Origin of the sequence: Pseudoduganella sp. UC29_106 (assembly GCF_044055365.1) — a bacterium.
Lineage (GTDB): Bacteria > Pseudomonadota > Gammaproteobacteria > Burkholderiales > Burkholderiaceae_D > Rugamonas.
In genome coordinates, this window is sequence record NZ_CP171977.1 from 3,450,391 (window position 1) to 3,464,570 (window position 14,180).

The 14,180-nt window shown below is 62.8% G+C and carries 13 protein-coding genes and 1 pseudogene; 10 read left to right on the forward strand and 4 right to left on the reverse strand.

All coding sequences use genetic code 11. The features are described 5' to 3' along the window. The first annotated feature begins 10 nt into the window (after positions 1–10). The 3 genes from ACHMW6_RS17580 to ACHMW6_RS17590 all read left to right on the forward strand — a co-directional run bounded on the left by ACHMW6_RS17580 (position 11) and on the right by ACHMW6_RS17590 (position 823). A complete protein-coding gene (locus tag ACHMW6_RS17580) occupies positions 11–343 on the forward strand; it encodes a hypothetical protein (RefSeq protein WP_395408353.1) in 333 nt (110 codons plus the stop codon). Then, positions 330–497 carry a hypothetical protein gene (locus ACHMW6_RS17585; RefSeq protein WP_395408354.1) on the forward strand — a complete coding sequence of 56 codons (168 nt, stop codon included), beginning with the start codon at positions 330–332 and terminating at the stop codon, positions 495–497. The genes ACHMW6_RS17580 and ACHMW6_RS17585 overlap by 14 nt, the downstream gene beginning before the upstream one ends. A 146-nt stretch (positions 498–643) precedes the next feature. Beyond that, on the forward strand, positions 644–823 hold the full coding sequence (locus ACHMW6_RS17590) for a hypothetical protein (protein WP_395408355.1): 180 nt from the start codon (positions 644–646) through the stop codon (positions 821–823). Between the two features lie 29 nt (positions 824–852). Here the strand turns inward: ACHMW6_RS17590 and ACHMW6_RS17595 are convergent, their stop codons facing one another. Continuing rightward, positions 853–1,446, reverse strand: a complete 594-nt coding sequence (locus ACHMW6_RS17595; protein ID WP_395408356.1) for a hypothetical protein — start codon at positions 1,444–1,446, stop codon at positions 853–855. Between the two features lie 106 nt (positions 1,447–1,552). Here ACHMW6_RS17595 and ACHMW6_RS17600 point away from each other — a divergent pair, with 106 nt between their 5' ends. From ACHMW6_RS17600 to ACHMW6_RS17630, 7 genes and pseudogenes are all read left to right on the forward strand, one after another. Further along, positions 1,553–1,903, forward strand: coding sequence for a hypothetical protein (locus tag ACHMW6_RS17600; protein ID WP_395408357.1), 351 nt, complete (start codon positions 1,553–1,555; stop codon positions 1,901–1,903). Between the two features lie 184 nt (positions 1,904–2,087). Continuing rightward, positions 2,088–3,363 (forward strand): annotated as a pseudogene (locus ACHMW6_RS17605) (dicarboxylate/amino acid:cation symporter). Positions 3,364–3,376: 13 nt separating this feature from the next. Beyond that, positions 3,377–4,363 carry a porin gene (locus ACHMW6_RS17610; RefSeq protein WP_395408358.1) on the forward strand — a complete coding sequence of 329 codons (987 nt, stop codon included), beginning with the start codon at positions 3,377–3,379 and terminating at the stop codon, positions 4,361–4,363. A 33-nt stretch (positions 4,364–4,396) separates the two neighbouring features. After that, positions 4,397–6,046: a cache domain-containing protein gene (locus ACHMW6_RS17615; protein WP_395408359.1), complete on the forward strand. Its 1,650-nt coding sequence runs from the start codon at positions 4,397–4,399 to the stop codon at positions 6,044–6,046. After that, positions 5,979–6,305, forward strand: coding sequence for a sensor histidine kinase (locus tag ACHMW6_RS17620; RefSeq protein WP_395408360.1), 327 nt, complete (start codon positions 5,979–5,981; stop codon positions 6,303–6,305). The genes ACHMW6_RS17615 and ACHMW6_RS17620 overlap by 68 nt, the downstream gene beginning before the upstream one ends. Continuing rightward, a complete protein-coding gene (locus ACHMW6_RS17625) occupies positions 6,305–7,654 on the forward strand; it encodes a sigma-54-dependent transcriptional regulator (RefSeq protein WP_395408632.1) in 1,350 nt (449 codons plus the stop codon). The genes ACHMW6_RS17620 and ACHMW6_RS17625 overlap by 1 nt, the downstream gene beginning before the upstream one ends. Positions 7,655–7,811: 157 nt before the next feature. Then, complete coding sequence (locus tag ACHMW6_RS17630; protein WP_395408361.1) at positions 7,812–8,099, forward strand: hypothetical protein; 288 nt, start codon at positions 7,812–7,814, stop codon at positions 8,097–8,099. Here the strand turns inward: ACHMW6_RS17630 and ACHMW6_RS17635 are convergent. The 3 genes from ACHMW6_RS17635 to ACHMW6_RS17645 form a co-directional block, all read right to left on the reverse strand. Next, positions 8,067–9,347 carry a benzoate/H(+) symporter BenE family transporter gene (locus ACHMW6_RS17635; protein WP_395408362.1) on the reverse strand — a complete coding sequence of 427 codons (1,281 nt, stop codon included), beginning with the start codon at positions 9,345–9,347 and terminating at the stop codon, positions 8,067–8,069. The two genes, ACHMW6_RS17630 and ACHMW6_RS17635, sit on opposite strands and share 33 nt — an antisense overlap. 126 nt (positions 9,348–9,473) lie before the next feature. Then, positions 9,474–12,608 carry a TonB-dependent receptor gene (locus ACHMW6_RS17640; RefSeq protein WP_395408363.1) on the reverse strand — a complete coding sequence of 1,045 codons (3,135 nt, stop codon included), beginning with the start codon at positions 12,606–12,608 and terminating at the stop codon, positions 9,474–9,476. 82 nt (positions 12,609–12,690) lie between these two features. Beyond that, positions 12,691–13,965, reverse strand: a complete 1,275-nt coding sequence (locus tag ACHMW6_RS17645; protein ID WP_395408364.1) for a hypothetical protein — start codon at positions 13,963–13,965, stop codon at positions 12,691–12,693. Positions 13,966–14,180 lie beyond the last annotated feature (215 nt).

Sequence of the window (14,180 nt, forward strand, 5' to 3'; positions counted from 1 at the left end):
GGCGGCGCGCATGGACGACTTGATTTACCGCCACGCGCAGCAGGAAATAGGCGCTGTTCTACAGGACTACGCTACCCGCGGCGTCTTTCAGGACTATCGCGTCGAGCCGCGCAAGAGCGGCGTGGACTTTCACTTTGGCTGGCTTTACGGCCAACCGTTCACGCTTGGGTGCGAGCCCGGACATCGGCGTTTGTCGCTGCTGGACCTGCTGCCCCGCGTCGAGACCGGATCGCTGATGCACAAAGAGATCAGGGCCTGGCTCAAGGGCCGTAGCGGCGCGGGATGTGCCGGAGCACCGGCGCGTCGATCCGGCAAGGGCGCAAGCGGCTGTGCGCCTGCGTAACGGCACTCTGTCGCTGACGCTGGAGGCCAGGGATGCGGATGACTACGCCTACTGCACCCGGAAAATCGTCAATCTTACCCACGAGTTCTTCCTGTTCCTCAACGAGTACTGGGCGGACTACATGTGGGAAAACTTTGGAATGAATATGGAGTAGACAATGAAACAGCTCAAATACCTGTGCGCCGCGTTGCTGGCTTTCGGCATCACTCAAGTCAATCTCACCGCATTCGGCGCCGAACCGGCGCCTGCCGCCGTGGACGAGAGCGGAGATCCCTCTCCGTTCCCCCGGGGCCAAACGCGATGCTGGTCAAGCAGACCTGCTCCAGGTGCCATTCGCCGAATGTGGTCGTCACCCAGACCTTCAACGAGAAGACTGCGCGCAAGCTTTATCAGAAGATGACGGGCGAGAGCCCGGATAGCGAACGTGGCAAGAAGGTGGTCGAGTACCTCTACACCGTGCTGGCGGAAAAGGCGGATTAGCCCCGCCGCCACTATCCTGTAGCCCTGGACTACTTGATGTTGGCCGCCAGCCGTGCCCAGACCGCATCGCCGATATCAGGCCGTCCGTCCGGGGCGCGGAAGGACAGGAAGAACACTTCGTTCTTTACGCCGGTTGCCATGTACATGAAATAGGCCGGCTGCCCGGTGGTGCCGCTGATCATGGACAGCAGCACGGCCGGATTCTTCGCATCCTTGAACTGCTTGACCTGGATATTGGTGGCAGCGGTCTTCAGCTTGTTCAGCGAACCCGGATCGTCGATGCCGTAGAATACGCGGTGGCGCGCGTCGTAGGTCACGTTGGTAGCGGTCGAGCCGTACATATAGCCATTGCGGTTCGGCAGGTTGGCGGCAGTAGCTGTCGCCGCATCGGCAGGACGCATCCAGTACGAATAGCCGATCTTCTTGACCTTCGACTGCTCGTATTCCGCCGGCACGGGTATATTCAGCGGAATCGGCAACGGCAGCCGGCCCTGCATGAACTGGTTGACCGGCACGTCGCGCGTCTTCACTGCCGCAGCTGCAGGCGGTGCTGTGGGTGCGGCGGGCGCGGCCCAGGCAGCGCTCCCGATGACCAGGCTGGCCACAAATAACATCGATTTCACGTCTCGCTCCTCAGATATAAATCATTTAAACACAGCGCATTCTAACGGCTGGCTGCAAACGGCGCGGGATTCCGAAGCTGGGCCCTATTTGGTGTATGCTGCCGGAATGACTCAAGACACCGATATCCAGCTCAGCGGCCCCCTCAAGGCCACGGACGGCAGCGGCCGTACCATTGACATCAAATCCATCCGCATCTTCGATGAAGGCTACGGCGTCGTCGAGCTGTATGTGGATCTCAAGGCGCCGGCGCCCGACGGACTGCATCGCGACAAGAAGCTGATCGCAGAGATCAGCGCCCACCTGCGCACCCTGGGCTACAAGGGACCGGACCTGTCTGCGGGCGATCCCGTAATCCAGGAAAAGCGCCTGATCGTGCTCGATACGCCGGATGAATTCCTGCCCTTCGCCATGGGCAAGGGCTTCAAGGACCTGACCTCGGAATTCGACGACGAATAAGTCCAAATTCCGGGACCCGCCAGCGCGGTCCAGTCCAATCTTTCATACGTTTTTGCGCCACGCGCGATAACACTTTCAATCAAAACAATAACTTAGCCCGTCCAAGGGCTTAGGCACAGCGCTTGCTATTAAGGAGCCACCCCCGCGGTGGCTCACCGCGGTTTCCACAAAAACGGAGACTGCCATGCAAAAGAAGCGCCCACTCACCCTGTATATCCTGATCGCGATGCTGCTCGGTATCGCGGTCGGCTATGCCTGTAATACCGTCTTCCCCGACAAGAAAATCACTGCCGACATCTCTGCCCACATATCGCTGGTGACAGATATCTTCCTGCGCCTGATCAAGATGATCATCGCGCTGCTGGTGTTCTCCACGCTGACCGTCGGCATCGCCAACCTGGCGGACGGCAAGGCCGCCGGCCGCATCGGCGCGAAAGCGTTCGCCTGGTTCGTGCTGGCTTCGCTGGTATCGCTGGCACTGGGCATGCTGCTGTCCAACCTGTTCCAGCTTGGCACCAACCTCGGTCTGCCGCTGCCCGCCGTCGACGCCAGCACCGGCCTGAAAACCGCAGCCTTCACGCTGAAGGACTTTGTCTCGCACGTCGTGCCCAAGTCGCCCATCGAGGCGATGGCCAACAACGAGATCCTGCAGGTGCTGGTGTTCTCCATCTTCTTCGGTTCCGCGCTCGGCGCGCTGGGGTGAATCCGGCAAACGCCTGCTGGGCGTGGTGGACGAACTGGCGCAAGTGATGCTGCGCATTACCGGCGCCATCATGAACATGGCGCCACTGGCAGTCTTTGCGGCAATGGCCTCGGTCGTGACCACCAACGGGCTGGGCATCCTGGCCACGTTTGCCAAATTCATGGGCGGCTTCTACCTGGGCCTGTTCTGCCTGTGGGCCCTGCTGATCGGCGCCGGCTTGCTGGTACTGGGTCCGCGCGTGTTCCGCCTGGTCGGCCTGATTCGCGAACCCTTCCTGCTTGCCTTCTCCACCGCCAGTTCGGAAGCCGCCTACCCCAAGTTGCTGGTGGCGCTGGACAAGTTCGGCGTACAGCGCCGCATCTCCAGCTTCGTCCTGCCGATGGGCTATTCCTTCAATCTGGATGGCTCGATGATGTACTGCACCTTCGCCGTGCTGTTCATCGCCCAGGCCTACGGCATCGACCTGTCGCTGGGGACGCAGATCAGCATGCTGCTCCTGCTGATGCTGACCTCCAAAGGCATGGCCGGCGTGCCGCGCGCATCGCTGGTGGTGATCGCCGCCACCCTGACCCAGTTCCACATCCCCGAAGCCGGACTGCTGCTCCTGATGGGCGTCGACCAGTTCCTCGACATGGGCCGCTCGGCCACCAACGCCGTCGGTAACGCCATTGCGACCGCGGTAGTGGCCAAGTGGGAAGGCGCGCTGGAAGACAGCCCCACCTCCCACGATGAACACAGCTACATCCACGCGGCATAAAAAAGGAGACTCCATGAAATACGCATTCACTGCGGCGCTGGCGCTCGCCTGCGCCGCTGCTCACGCTCAAACCCAGGTCAAAATCTACGGCGTGATGGACGCCGGACTGGTATCCGAACACGGCGGCCCTGCCGGCAGCCGCACGGCCCTCAGCAGCGGCGTGGCCTCCGGCTCGCGACTGGGATTCAAAGGCACGGAAGACCTGGGCGGCGGCCTGTCCGCCAACTTCGTGCTGGAGAGCGGCATCAATATCGACACCGGCACATCCGGCCAGGGCGGCCTGACTTTCGGCCGCCAGTCCTATGTAGGCCTGACCGGCGCCTTCGGCAGTCTGAGCGCGGGGCGGCAGCTGTCGCCATACTACAAGACCCTGCGCGACGTGGCCGATCCCTTCGCCGACGGCCTGGCAGGGCAGGCCATGAACATCATCGCCGGCAACCGCCGCATGGACAACGCCGTGGTGTACGCCACGCCCAAGCTGGCCGGCTGGTCGGCCGAGATGGCCTACGGCGCGGGCGAAGTGGCGGGTGACTCGAGCCGCAAGCGCGTGTTCAGCGGCGCCCTGAGCTACGCGCCCGGTCCGCTGGCCGTGGTGCTGGCCCACCATCGCCGCGAGGATCCGCTGCTGGTCGACCACGTCAGCAACTCGCTGCTGGCGGTGCGCTACACGGTCGGCGCCGTGACCGCGCATGCGGCGTACGTACGCACCCGCGGCCTGGCCGGTGCAGACAGCCACGACGCCCTGCTCGGCCTGTGCTACACGGCAGGTCCGCACCGCGTGGCCGTCTCCGCCATCCAGCACGAGGACAGCACGGCCGCCCGCCGCGATGCGCGCCAGTTCGCCATCGGCTATCTGTATGCGCTATCCCGCCGCAGCGACCTGTACACCGCTTACGGCCATATCAATAACGATAACGGCGCCACCTTCAAGGTAGGCAACGCCACCGACGACGGCACCGGCAACGCTGCCTTCAATCTCGGCTTTCGGCATTGGTTCTAAGCGGACCGGCGCGCCGGATTTGCTATAGTTGCCATGATGTCTGCCACGTCCGATAACATTGCCACTCCGGCCACAGAGGCGGCCGCCTCCTCGCCACCGCTCGCATCGCGTCTGCGGCGGCGCCGGCTCGCCCGCCTGGCCTGGTGCGTGGCGCTGGCTGTCGGCGTGGCGCTCGCCTATGCTGTCTATTGGTGGACCGAGCAAATGAGCACGGAGCGCCTGCGCGCGGCAGGCGCCCAGCGTCTCGAAGTGTATGCGGCCAGCCTGGAAAACCTGCTCGACAAGTACGACTTCCTGCCGCATATGCTGGAGCTGGACAAGGACGTGCTGGCCCTGCTCGAACATCCCGGCGATTACGCACGCCAGCAGGAAGTGAACAGCTACCTGGAGCGCCTGAGCAGGCAGGCCGGGTCGCGCATCATCTACGTTGTCGACCTGCAGGGCCGCACGGTGGCAGCCAGCAACTGGCGGCAAAAAGACAGCTTCGTCGGCGACGACATCGGCTTCCGCCCTTATGTTCAGGACGCGCTGCGCGGCCGCCCGAACGGCTTCTACGGCGTGGGCACCACCAGCGGCGAGCCGGGCTACTTCTACGCGCGCGGCATGCACCGCGACGGCCGCATGGTTGGCGTGGCCGTGGCCAAGGTCAATATCGAAGAACAGGAAAGGGGCTGGGTGCAAGGCGCCGACAAGGTGATGCTGTCCGACGCCAACGGCGTGCTGTTCCTGTCGTCGGCGCCGGACTGGAAATACCACACGCTGCGACCGCTGCCCGACAGCGTGCGCGCGCACCTTGAACAGACGCGCCAGTACTACCGGCTGCCGCTGTCGGCCCTCCCCTTCACCCATGACGAGCCGCGCGCCGACGGTCTGCGCGTGGTCGCCATCGGCAATTCGCCGCGCATGCTGGCGCAAACGCGCTCGCTGGCGCCGCGCAACTGGACCTTCATCTACCTCTCGGACCTGAGTCAGGTGCGCGCCAATGCGCGCGCAGCCATGCTGTTCGCCTGCATGGCCTACAGCTTCCTGATTCTTCTGTTCCTGTACCTGCGTCAGCGCCAGCGCAACATCCGTCAGCGCCTGAAGGCGAAGGAGCAATTGCAGGACGCATATAACAAGCTGGAACAAATGGTGGCCGAACGCACTTCGCGCCTGGCACGAACCACGCAAAGCCTGAGCGAGGAAGTGGAAGTGCGCCGCCAGGCGGAGCAGCAGCTGCACCGCACGCAGAATGAGCTTTACCAGGCGGGCAAGATGGCCGTGCTGGGCCAGATGTCGTCCAGCATCACGCACGAACTGAACCAGCCGCTGACGGCACTGCGCACCATGTCCGACAACGCCGTGCGGCTGTTCGAGCTTGGCCGCATGGAGGAAGCGAAGCAGAACCTCGACCAAGATTTCCCAGATTGTGGCGCGCATGGGCGGCATCACGGGCAAGCTGAAAAGCTTCGCGCGCAAGTCCAATGCGGAGCTGGCGCCTGTCTCCATCCATACCGCGATCTCGAACGCACTGGTGCTGGTCGAACGCCGCATGGAACTGGACAAGGTGCGGTTCACGCTCAATATCAGCGCTGGCGACATTTATGCGCTGTGCGACAGCAACCGCCTGGAACAGGTGCTGCTGAACCTGATGAGCAATGCGCTGGACGCGCTGGGTACGCTGGAACGCAGCGCGCGCCGTGAACTCTCGGTGAATGTGACGGAGACGCCTTCGACGGTACAGATCCGCGTCTGCGACAGCGGCCCCGGCCTCTCGGACGAAGCGCATGCCCGCCTGTTCGAGCCGTTCTACACCACCAAACCGCAAGGCGAAGGGCTTGGACTGGGCCTCGCCATTTCGGAACAGATCATCCGCGATTTCGGCGGCAGCCTGCGGGCGGAGCGAGCCAGTGCCGGCGCTTGCTTCGTCATCGAACTCAAGGCGGCATCAGTGGACACATGATGAACGAGATAGAAGTCATCCTGGTCGAGGACGACCCGACCGTACGCGAAGGCAGCGCCCAGGCGCTGGACCTGGCTGGTTTTACCGTGCGTGATTTCGACAGCGCTGAACCGGCGCGCGAGCTGCTGCAGGCGCATTGCCGCGCCGTGCTGGTGACGGACGTGCGGCTGCCGGGCATGAGCGGACTGGAATTGCTGGCCGCCGTGCGCGCCGCCGACCCCGAGCTGCCGGTCATCCTGGTCACCGGCCACGGCGACATTTCGATGGCGGTGCAGGCGATGCACGACGGCGCCTATGATTTCATCGAGAAGCCCTACTCGTCCGAGCAATTGGCCGACGTGGTGCGGCGTGCGGCCGACAAGCGCCGCCTGCAGCTGGAAGTGCACGAACTGCGCCAGCGCTTAGCGCACAGCCAGGGCATCGACGCCGCGTTGCTCGGTAATGCTCCCGCCATGCGCGAACTGCGCCGCCTGATTCTGGAAGTGGCGAGCCAGCCAGCCGATGTACTGATCTACGGCGAAACGGGCACCGGCAAGGAACTGGTGGCGCGCTGCCTGCACGAATTCAGCGAACGCGCCAGCCACCATTACGTAGCCATCAACTGCGGCGCGATACCGGAGACGATCTTCGAAAGCGAATTATTCGGCCACGAACCGGGCGCGTTCACGGGCGCGTCCAAGCGCCAGGTCGGCAAGATTGAATACGCTTCCCAAGGCACGCTGTTCCTGGACGAAATCGAGAGCCTGCCGCTGGCCATGCAGGTCAAGCTGCTGCGCGTGCTGCAGGAGCGCTATATCGAGCGCCTGGGTTCGTGCCAGACCTTGCCTGTGGATGTGCGCGTGATCGCAGCGTCCAAGGCGGATTTGAAGGAACTGTCCGGCCAGGGCCAGTTCCGCAGCGACCTGTATTACCGCCTGAACCTGATCGTGCTGCAGATCCCGCCGCTGCGCGAGCGGCGCGAGGATATACCGCTGCTGTTCGAGCACTTCATGCTGGATGCAGCCAGCCGCTACAAGCGCGCCGTCCCGTCCGTGCCTGCCGCGCACATGCAGGCGCTGATGCGGCACGACTGGCCAGGCAATGTGCGCGAACTGCGCAACGCAGCCGACCGCTACGTGCTGGGACTGGCCGGCGCCCTGCCCGGCGTTCCCGCCGCTCCCGATACCGCCACGGCCACCCCCGCCTCGCTGGCAGACCAGGTCAGCGCCTTCGAACGCGCCCTGATCGAACTGGAACTGCGCAATGCGGGCGGCAACGTCGGCGCAGCCTGCACAGCACTTGCCCTGCCCAAGCAGACCATGTATCACAAGATGCAAAAGTATGGCCTGACGGCCGAGGATTACCGCTAGCTTTCAGGGTGTAGCAATATTGCGACAAGCTCAACTACGATTGGAAACGTCACCCACTTAAAAAGTCTCTAGCGCAATGGTATTGTGATCCAAGTTCACCGATAACGAGGCCTGGCCATTCGAAGTCAGGTCCGCGAGTAGAACAGAGGAGACAAGGATGCCGATAGAACTGCAGGAACGCAGGGACAGTGACTTGCTCGCGGGTATTATTGATAATGCCCTTGACCTCGCAAGCCGATGCGGATGGCGCTACGCACTCGCCTATCTCATCAGTGAGGGCGTACCCTCCGAAACCATTCAAAGGCTGCTTGCCGGCGGCGAACGTACACGGCGCCGGGCCCGCGCGCCCGGCGAAAAATCCTCGGAAATCCGCATTGGCGCGAAAGGCCGCAACACCGAAGAGATGACAATGTTATTCGATTCTCTTAACCGGCGTCGCGCCTGAAGCCGACGCAGCGCCGGTGCGGCGTGCGCCATGCAGGATGCGGCATGCAGCCATTCCGATCACGATGCCCCAGAAGGCCGACCCCAGGCCGAGAAAGGTCATGCCGGAAGCTGTGGCGAGGAAGGTGATCACGGAAGCTTCGCGATGGTCTTCCGCGGCCATCACCCCGCCCAGGCTTGCTGCGATCGCGCCCAGCAGCGCCAGGCCGGCGAGGCAGACGATCAGTTCTTTGGGCATCGCCGCGAACAGCATCACGATTGAGCCGCCGCACAGCCCTGCCAATAAATAGAAGGCGCCGTTGGCGATACCGGCTATGTAGCGCTTGCGCGGGTCCTCGTGCGCATCGCGGCCGGTGCACATGGCCGCCGTGATGGCAGCTATCGCGATCGTGATCCCGCCCGTGAACGCAACGGCCAGCGAAGCCAGGCTGCACGAGACGATCACGGGACGCGCCGGCGTGTTGTAACCGGCTGTTTTCAGTACCGTCATACCTGGCAGATACTGCCCGCTCAGCGTGACGAGCACCAGTGGCAGCGCCAGGCTGAAGGTGCTGGCCACGCTCCACTCCGGCCGGATCAATTGCGGCACGAAGACTTCGAAGTGGACGTCCGCAAAATGCGTCATGCCGGACATCCAAGCGATGCCGGTACCCACTGCCATCAACAGCACCACGCTATAGCGCGGCAGGCCACGTCTGAAGACCAGATAGGCCGCAATCATGCCGAAGGCCAGCACCGGCTGTGTGCCAGCAGTCTTGAAGGCATTCAGCCCGAACGGCACCAGGATACCCGCCATCATGCCGCTGGCAACGCCCTTAGGCACGTGCGCCATCACCCGTTCCAGCGTGCCGGATAAGCCAATCAGCAGCAGGATCACGGCCGCCGTCAGATACGCGCCGACTGCCTCGCCCAGCGACAGATCGGGAAACAGCGTAATGAGCAGGGCCGTCCCCGGCGCCGACCACGCCGTAATTACCGGCGTGCGCAGCCGCCAACTGAGAAATATCCCGGTAAGGCCGGCGCCGACCGAAATCCCCCACACCCAGGACGCGAACATCGCGCCCGACATATGCGCTGCCTGGGCGGCCTGGTAGAAGATCGCCAGCGGACCGGCAAAGGAAACCAGCACCGCCAGAAACCCCGCCGCCACGGCCGGCAGGGACCAATCCGATTTCTGCTCCCCGGCTTGCGCCGCTGCGCGTGCACCGGCCAGCCCGTCTTCATACTGTTTTTGGCCGCCTGGGCGCATATTGTCTCCGCTGTTTTACTCGCTCTCAGTGCAGGGTAATGAGAATGCGGAACAGCGTCCAAGACCGTTTTGGTATCTCTTCATACCTCGCAGGTATCGCGACGGGGCGCGACAGCGCCCCGGGGATCAGAACGAATAGCGCAGGGCCACGCGATAGCTGCGGCCCGGCTCGAACCAGGCGCGGCCCATGTTGCCGATGTGCTGCTGCTGCGTCTGCTTGACCACGACATCGGTCAGGTTGTTCGCCGAGAAGTTGGCCGAGATACGGTCGCCGAACTTGTAGTCGATGCCAAAGTCCAGCTGCCCCATCGCTTCCTGCCAGGTTGGCAAGCCCCAGCCCACATCCTGCGCGCCATTGCGGGCAGGATCGGCGCTGGTGGCGTCCGAGCCCTGCGTGCCATTCACGGTCACCCCCTGCAGGAAGCGGCCGCGCCAGCTGTATGCCAGCCGCGCCGACAACGGACCCTTGTCGTACAGCAGCGTCAGGTTATACGCGTTCCTCGACAGGTACATGATGGGCAGCGAGGTGAACGGCAGACCGTTGGTGTCGCAGCCATACAGGTTCAGCGAACTGTTGTTGAACGATCCCGCGGCCGGGCAGTATTTCAGATCGAACGGGTGATCAAGGTTTTGCTTGCTCCTGATATAGGTGTAGTTCGCCGATATGCCAAAGCCCTTGGCCCACTCGGGCAGCCGCCCCTGCAGTCCGGGCACATGGTCGAAATACGTCTGGCCCGCGAGCTCGGCGCCGCTCACCGAGCCTTTGGCCGCGTTGTTCGGCGCCGTGATCAGGAAGCTCTGCGCGTTGCCGGCGAGGTCCTTGTAGCTGCGGGTGAACGCCGACGGCAGGATGATGTCGCGCACCTGCTTGTGGAACAGGCCGAACGTCAGCGACGAGCCGCTGCCCGGATACCACTCCAGCGTCAGGTCATAGCTGTTGGCGCGGATCGGCTTCAGGTTCACGTTGCCGGTATCGCTGCCGCTGTAAGTGATGTTTTGCACCTTGCCGCCCGAGTCGTTGATGACGTTCTGGCTCAGCGTGATGTACTCGCTAAGGTCGCCGAAGCCGGGGCGGTACATCGATTGGGCGAAGGCGAAGCGCGCCTGCAGCTTATCGGTCAGATCCGTCTTCAGGTTGAGGCTGGGCAGCACATTGGTGTAGGTGCGCTCGGCGTTCAGCGGCTCGTCGATGGTGCCGAATTGCGGAACTTCCGGCGGCGTGGTGGTGCCGTAGGTCGGTTTGAATACCGTGTAGCCATGGGCGGTGGTACGCGTGCGCACGACACGCACGCCGACATTCCCCTCGACCGGGTAGCGCCAGTCATCGAAGCCGAAGCGCGTCGACACATAGGCGGCTTGCGTGCTTTCCTTCTGGCGGCCGGTGTTGGCGGGGTCATTGTCGTAGGCCAGCGGTTTCCAGCCGCTGCCAGCCGTCGAGCAGTTGTTATTCGTGCCGTAGAGCTGGTTGCCATCCTGGCACTCCAGTTTGAGGATCTGGGTCGCCTGCTGATAGGCGCCTGGATAATCACGGGTGAACGCCGCGGTCGGCATGATCAGGGCCGGCGGCGCGCCGATCTTGCCGTTGAAGAAATTGGCAAAATCATAGACGGCAGTGGGCGCCAGGGCCGCGTAACGGGGATCCTTCAGGTAGCCGAACGTACCGCGGCTCTGCCAGCTCTGCTGGTCAGTCGAGTTCGGCAAACGGCCTGGCACCGACGTGGTCTTGACGTTCCACGGCTCGGCTACGCTGAACCAGCTGCTACCGCCGGCATTGACGTGGGTTGCCGAGCGGTCGGTCAGCCGGAAGCCGAAACGCACGTCGCGCAGCACCGGCAAGTCGAAGCGGTACTTGGCATCGACTTTCCAGGCATAGAGGTCGCCGCTTGCCTTGCTCATGGCGGGCATGAAATGATCAAGGAAGTAGTTGCCGGGGTTGGCCAGGAAGTCACGCGCCGTCTGGTTGAAGCTGAAACTCGGCGGCGTACCGGTGGCGTCGATGGCCATGCTCGGCACGAAGGTATTCAAGGCCATGTTGCTGCCAAAGCTCTTGTTGGTGGCGTGCACCCACTGCAGGTCGTTCTGCACCGACCAGGCGTCGTTGATGTTCCATTTGGTGTTCCAGGCAATCTCGCGGGTTTGCGAGCGCCGGTCCGCAAAACCGGTGTTGGTGTTGAAGTTCAGGCCGCCGGCGGCGAAGTTGTTCGCGCCCCGTCCGCCAAAGGGATAGGTGAACGTCCCCGACTGAAACACGCCGTTATCGTCAAACCTGGGATCGACCAGCCTGGACATGTACGCGTTCTCCACCCCCGAATACAGGGCGTACTCCTCACTCTTCTCCTTGTAGCCCGAATGGAAATACGTCAGGGCCGATTCAATGCCATTGTTCTTCCACTGCAGCGCGCCATAGATGCCGGCCCGGTCGGTCTGGCCGGTATTGCTGCGCCACGATCCCGATCGCGGCACCCAGACGGTCCGGCCAGCGACGATGTCCGTGCGCGGATAGTAGGCATCCATCTGCACGGTGTCATTGTGGGTATTGGTCTGGTTGAACGACAGGTCCAGCAGGGCGCCCCACTGCCCGCTCGAGGTGTCCCAACGCTTCGAATACAGGCCTGACACGCCGGGAGATTTCTTCTTGCCCAGCTCGTTGTAATTGCCGTTCACCGACAGCGCGAACTTCTCGTTCTTGTAGTCAAACGGCAGCGCGGTACGCAAATCGACCTGGCCGCTGACGCCGCCCTCGATCAGCTCGGCAGGCGGGTTCTTGTGAATGATTACGGCGGACATCAGCTCCGGCGGCACGTCACCCCAGCTCAACTCGCGTCCCGGCCAACCGGCCGAGAACGACTCGCGTCCGTTCAGCGTCGACGATCCCCACGTCAGGCCGCGGATCGAAATGCCGGAACCCTCCACGGAAAAGTGTTCCGGATCGCCACGCGAGCGGTTGCGGTCGATTGTCACGCCGACCACCCGCTGCAGCACTTCGGTAATCGATTTGTCGGGCAGCTTGCCGGCTTCTTCGGCCACCACCGCGTCAACGATCTCCTCGGCATTCTGCTTGATCTTGATTGCCGACTGCAGCGCCGCACGCTGGCCGGAAACGACAATACTCGGCGTCTCCACTTCGGCGCCTCGTTCCGCTCCGGCCGGCGAGGCGGCAGCCGCCTGCACTGCCGTCTGCGCATATGCAGCGCCGCCCAGGATCAGGGCCGCCTGCGCCACTGCGACGGACAGCGCGGTCTTTTTGATTTGTCTCCGCATCTTCTTCAACTCCCCTCTAGAAAAATGTCTTGCTGACCCGCGCCTCGGAGCGATGGCGCGGGAATATAGGTCGCTTGCCGCCTTACTGGAAGGTGATCGGTCCGTTCAAGGTGATCTCGGTCGGATAGGTCGGGCTCGCAGCCGACGCGCTTGGCACCGTGGTATTGGTTTGCGCCGCCTCGATCTTGACCTTCACGATCGGATAGGCGGAAAGCTCGGTCGCAGGAATCAGTCCAGTCAGGTCACAGTTTTCGGCAAAGGCGGTAAAGGCAGCCAGTTGCAGCTCGTACTGCTGGCTGGAGGCACTCTTCGGCGTGAAGGTCGTGGTCAGCGCGACGTTGCAGGCATTGTTGTTATTCGATGGCTTCTTGGCGAAGTGACCCAGCACCAGCGAAATCTTCACGTCCTTGCCCGAGCTGCTGAACCACTCGCTGTTTTCGGCCACGCGCAGTTTCAGCGTGGTCTGCTTGCCAATCTGTATGCCGGTCGTCGTATTGCCGGTCGAACTGATACTGGCAACGCCCGGTGCGAAGATTTCAATGCCGGCATAGCCACCGATCCAGCCGTCGCTGTTCGGGTGTTTGGGATCCTTGGTCTGGATCAGGTAGTGGAAGCTCAGGCTGCTGCCATCCGCACTCACCGTCGCGGCACACCAGTTGGGATCGCTGCACCACCAGCCATCGATATTACTGCCGGAGAAAGTGCTGACAGCACTGCCTTCCCTGGTCGCCGTCGTCGAGGCATAACCGGACAGGAAGGTCAGTACTGGCGGCGGCGCATCGCCCACGCCAAACGCAACCATCACCGGCAATGCCGCGGCAAAGTTATCGTTGCCGGCCTGTGACGCAGCGATGCCGCATTGGCCTTTTGACACCAGGGTCAGCGCAGTGCCGCTGACGGTGCAGACGTCCGGCGTGGTGGAAGCAAAGCTCACAGGCAGACCGGAATCGGAGCTGGCCGCCAGTGGTGCGGGCACGGCAGTGAGCGCCTGGAAGCCGGGCGACTCAAACGTGATGGCCTGCACTTTCTTCAGGATCTTGAACAACTGTTGCGAGGACGCAGGCGCATAGCTGCCGTCGCCCGCCTGGCTTGCCGTGACCGAGCACTCACCCGGCTTTACCGGCACCAGCTTGCCGCCGGATACCGTGCAGGTGTCCGGCGTATTCGACGCGAAGGTCACAGCCAGACCGGCTGAAGATGTCGCAACCAGGGGTGCAGCTTCTGTCGCCAGATAGCGCGCACCCGGATAGGGGAAATCGATCGACTGTTGTTTGTTGCCCGAGGCGCCGCCTCCACCGCCGCACGCACCCAGCAGCGTCGCGCAAGCAAGACCGATTGCAGCAAGCTGGAATCGCATCGTTTGTCTCCTCATGTTTATTCCTTTCTGGTCTTTTGATTGCATTGCTTGTCGCCGGTCCGGCCGGCGGCACGAAAAAAATGAAAAAAATATCCCTCCTGCCCGCGCAAGGCCTTGCGGCGTTGACGGTGGCATTGGTTGCATCAGGCGTTATCTACTTGCCACGGCGCAGGCTTTACGATGCCGCGGCTGTCACAATAAAAAAGATGTTTTCT

Bases quoted from the DNA above. Each gene is read 5' to 3' on its own strand.
- ACHMW6_RS17580 (WP_395408353.1), top strand. From the start codon at position 11: ATGGACGACTTGATTTACCGCCACGCGCAGCAGGAAATAGGCGCTGTT.
- ACHMW6_RS17590 (WP_395408355.1), top strand. From the start codon at position 644: ATGCTGGTCAAGCAGACCTGCTCCAGGTGCCATTCGCCGAATGTGGTC.
- ACHMW6_RS17600 (WP_395408357.1), top strand. From the start codon at position 1,553: ATGACTCAAGACACCGATATCCAGCTCAGCGGCCCCCTCAAGGCCACG.
- ACHMW6_RS17610 (WP_395408358.1), top strand. From the start codon at position 3,377: ATGAAATACGCATTCACTGCGGCGCTGGCGCTCGCCTGCGCCGCTGCT.
- ACHMW6_RS17615 (WP_395408359.1), top strand. From the start codon at position 4,397: ATGATGTCTGCCACGTCCGATAACATTGCCACTCCGGCCACAGAGGCG.
- ACHMW6_RS17625 (WP_395408632.1), top strand. From the start codon at position 6,305: ATGAACGAGATAGAAGTCATCCTGGTCGAGGACGACCCGACCGTACGC.
- ACHMW6_RS17630 (WP_395408361.1), top strand. From the start codon at position 7,812: ATGCCGATAGAACTGCAGGAACGCAGGGACAGTGACTTGCTCGCGGGT.
- ACHMW6_RS17635 (WP_395408362.1), bottom strand. From the start codon at position 9,347: ATGCGCCCAGGCGGCCAAAAACAGTATGAAGACGGGCTGGCCGGTGCA.
- ACHMW6_RS17640 (WP_395408363.1), bottom strand. From the start codon at position 12,608: ATGCGGAGACAAATCAAAAAGACCGCGCTGTCCGTCGCAGTGGCGCAG.
- ACHMW6_RS17645 (WP_395408364.1), bottom strand. From the start codon at position 13,965: ATGCGATTCCAGCTTGCTGCAATCGGTCTTGCTTGCGCGACGCTGCTG.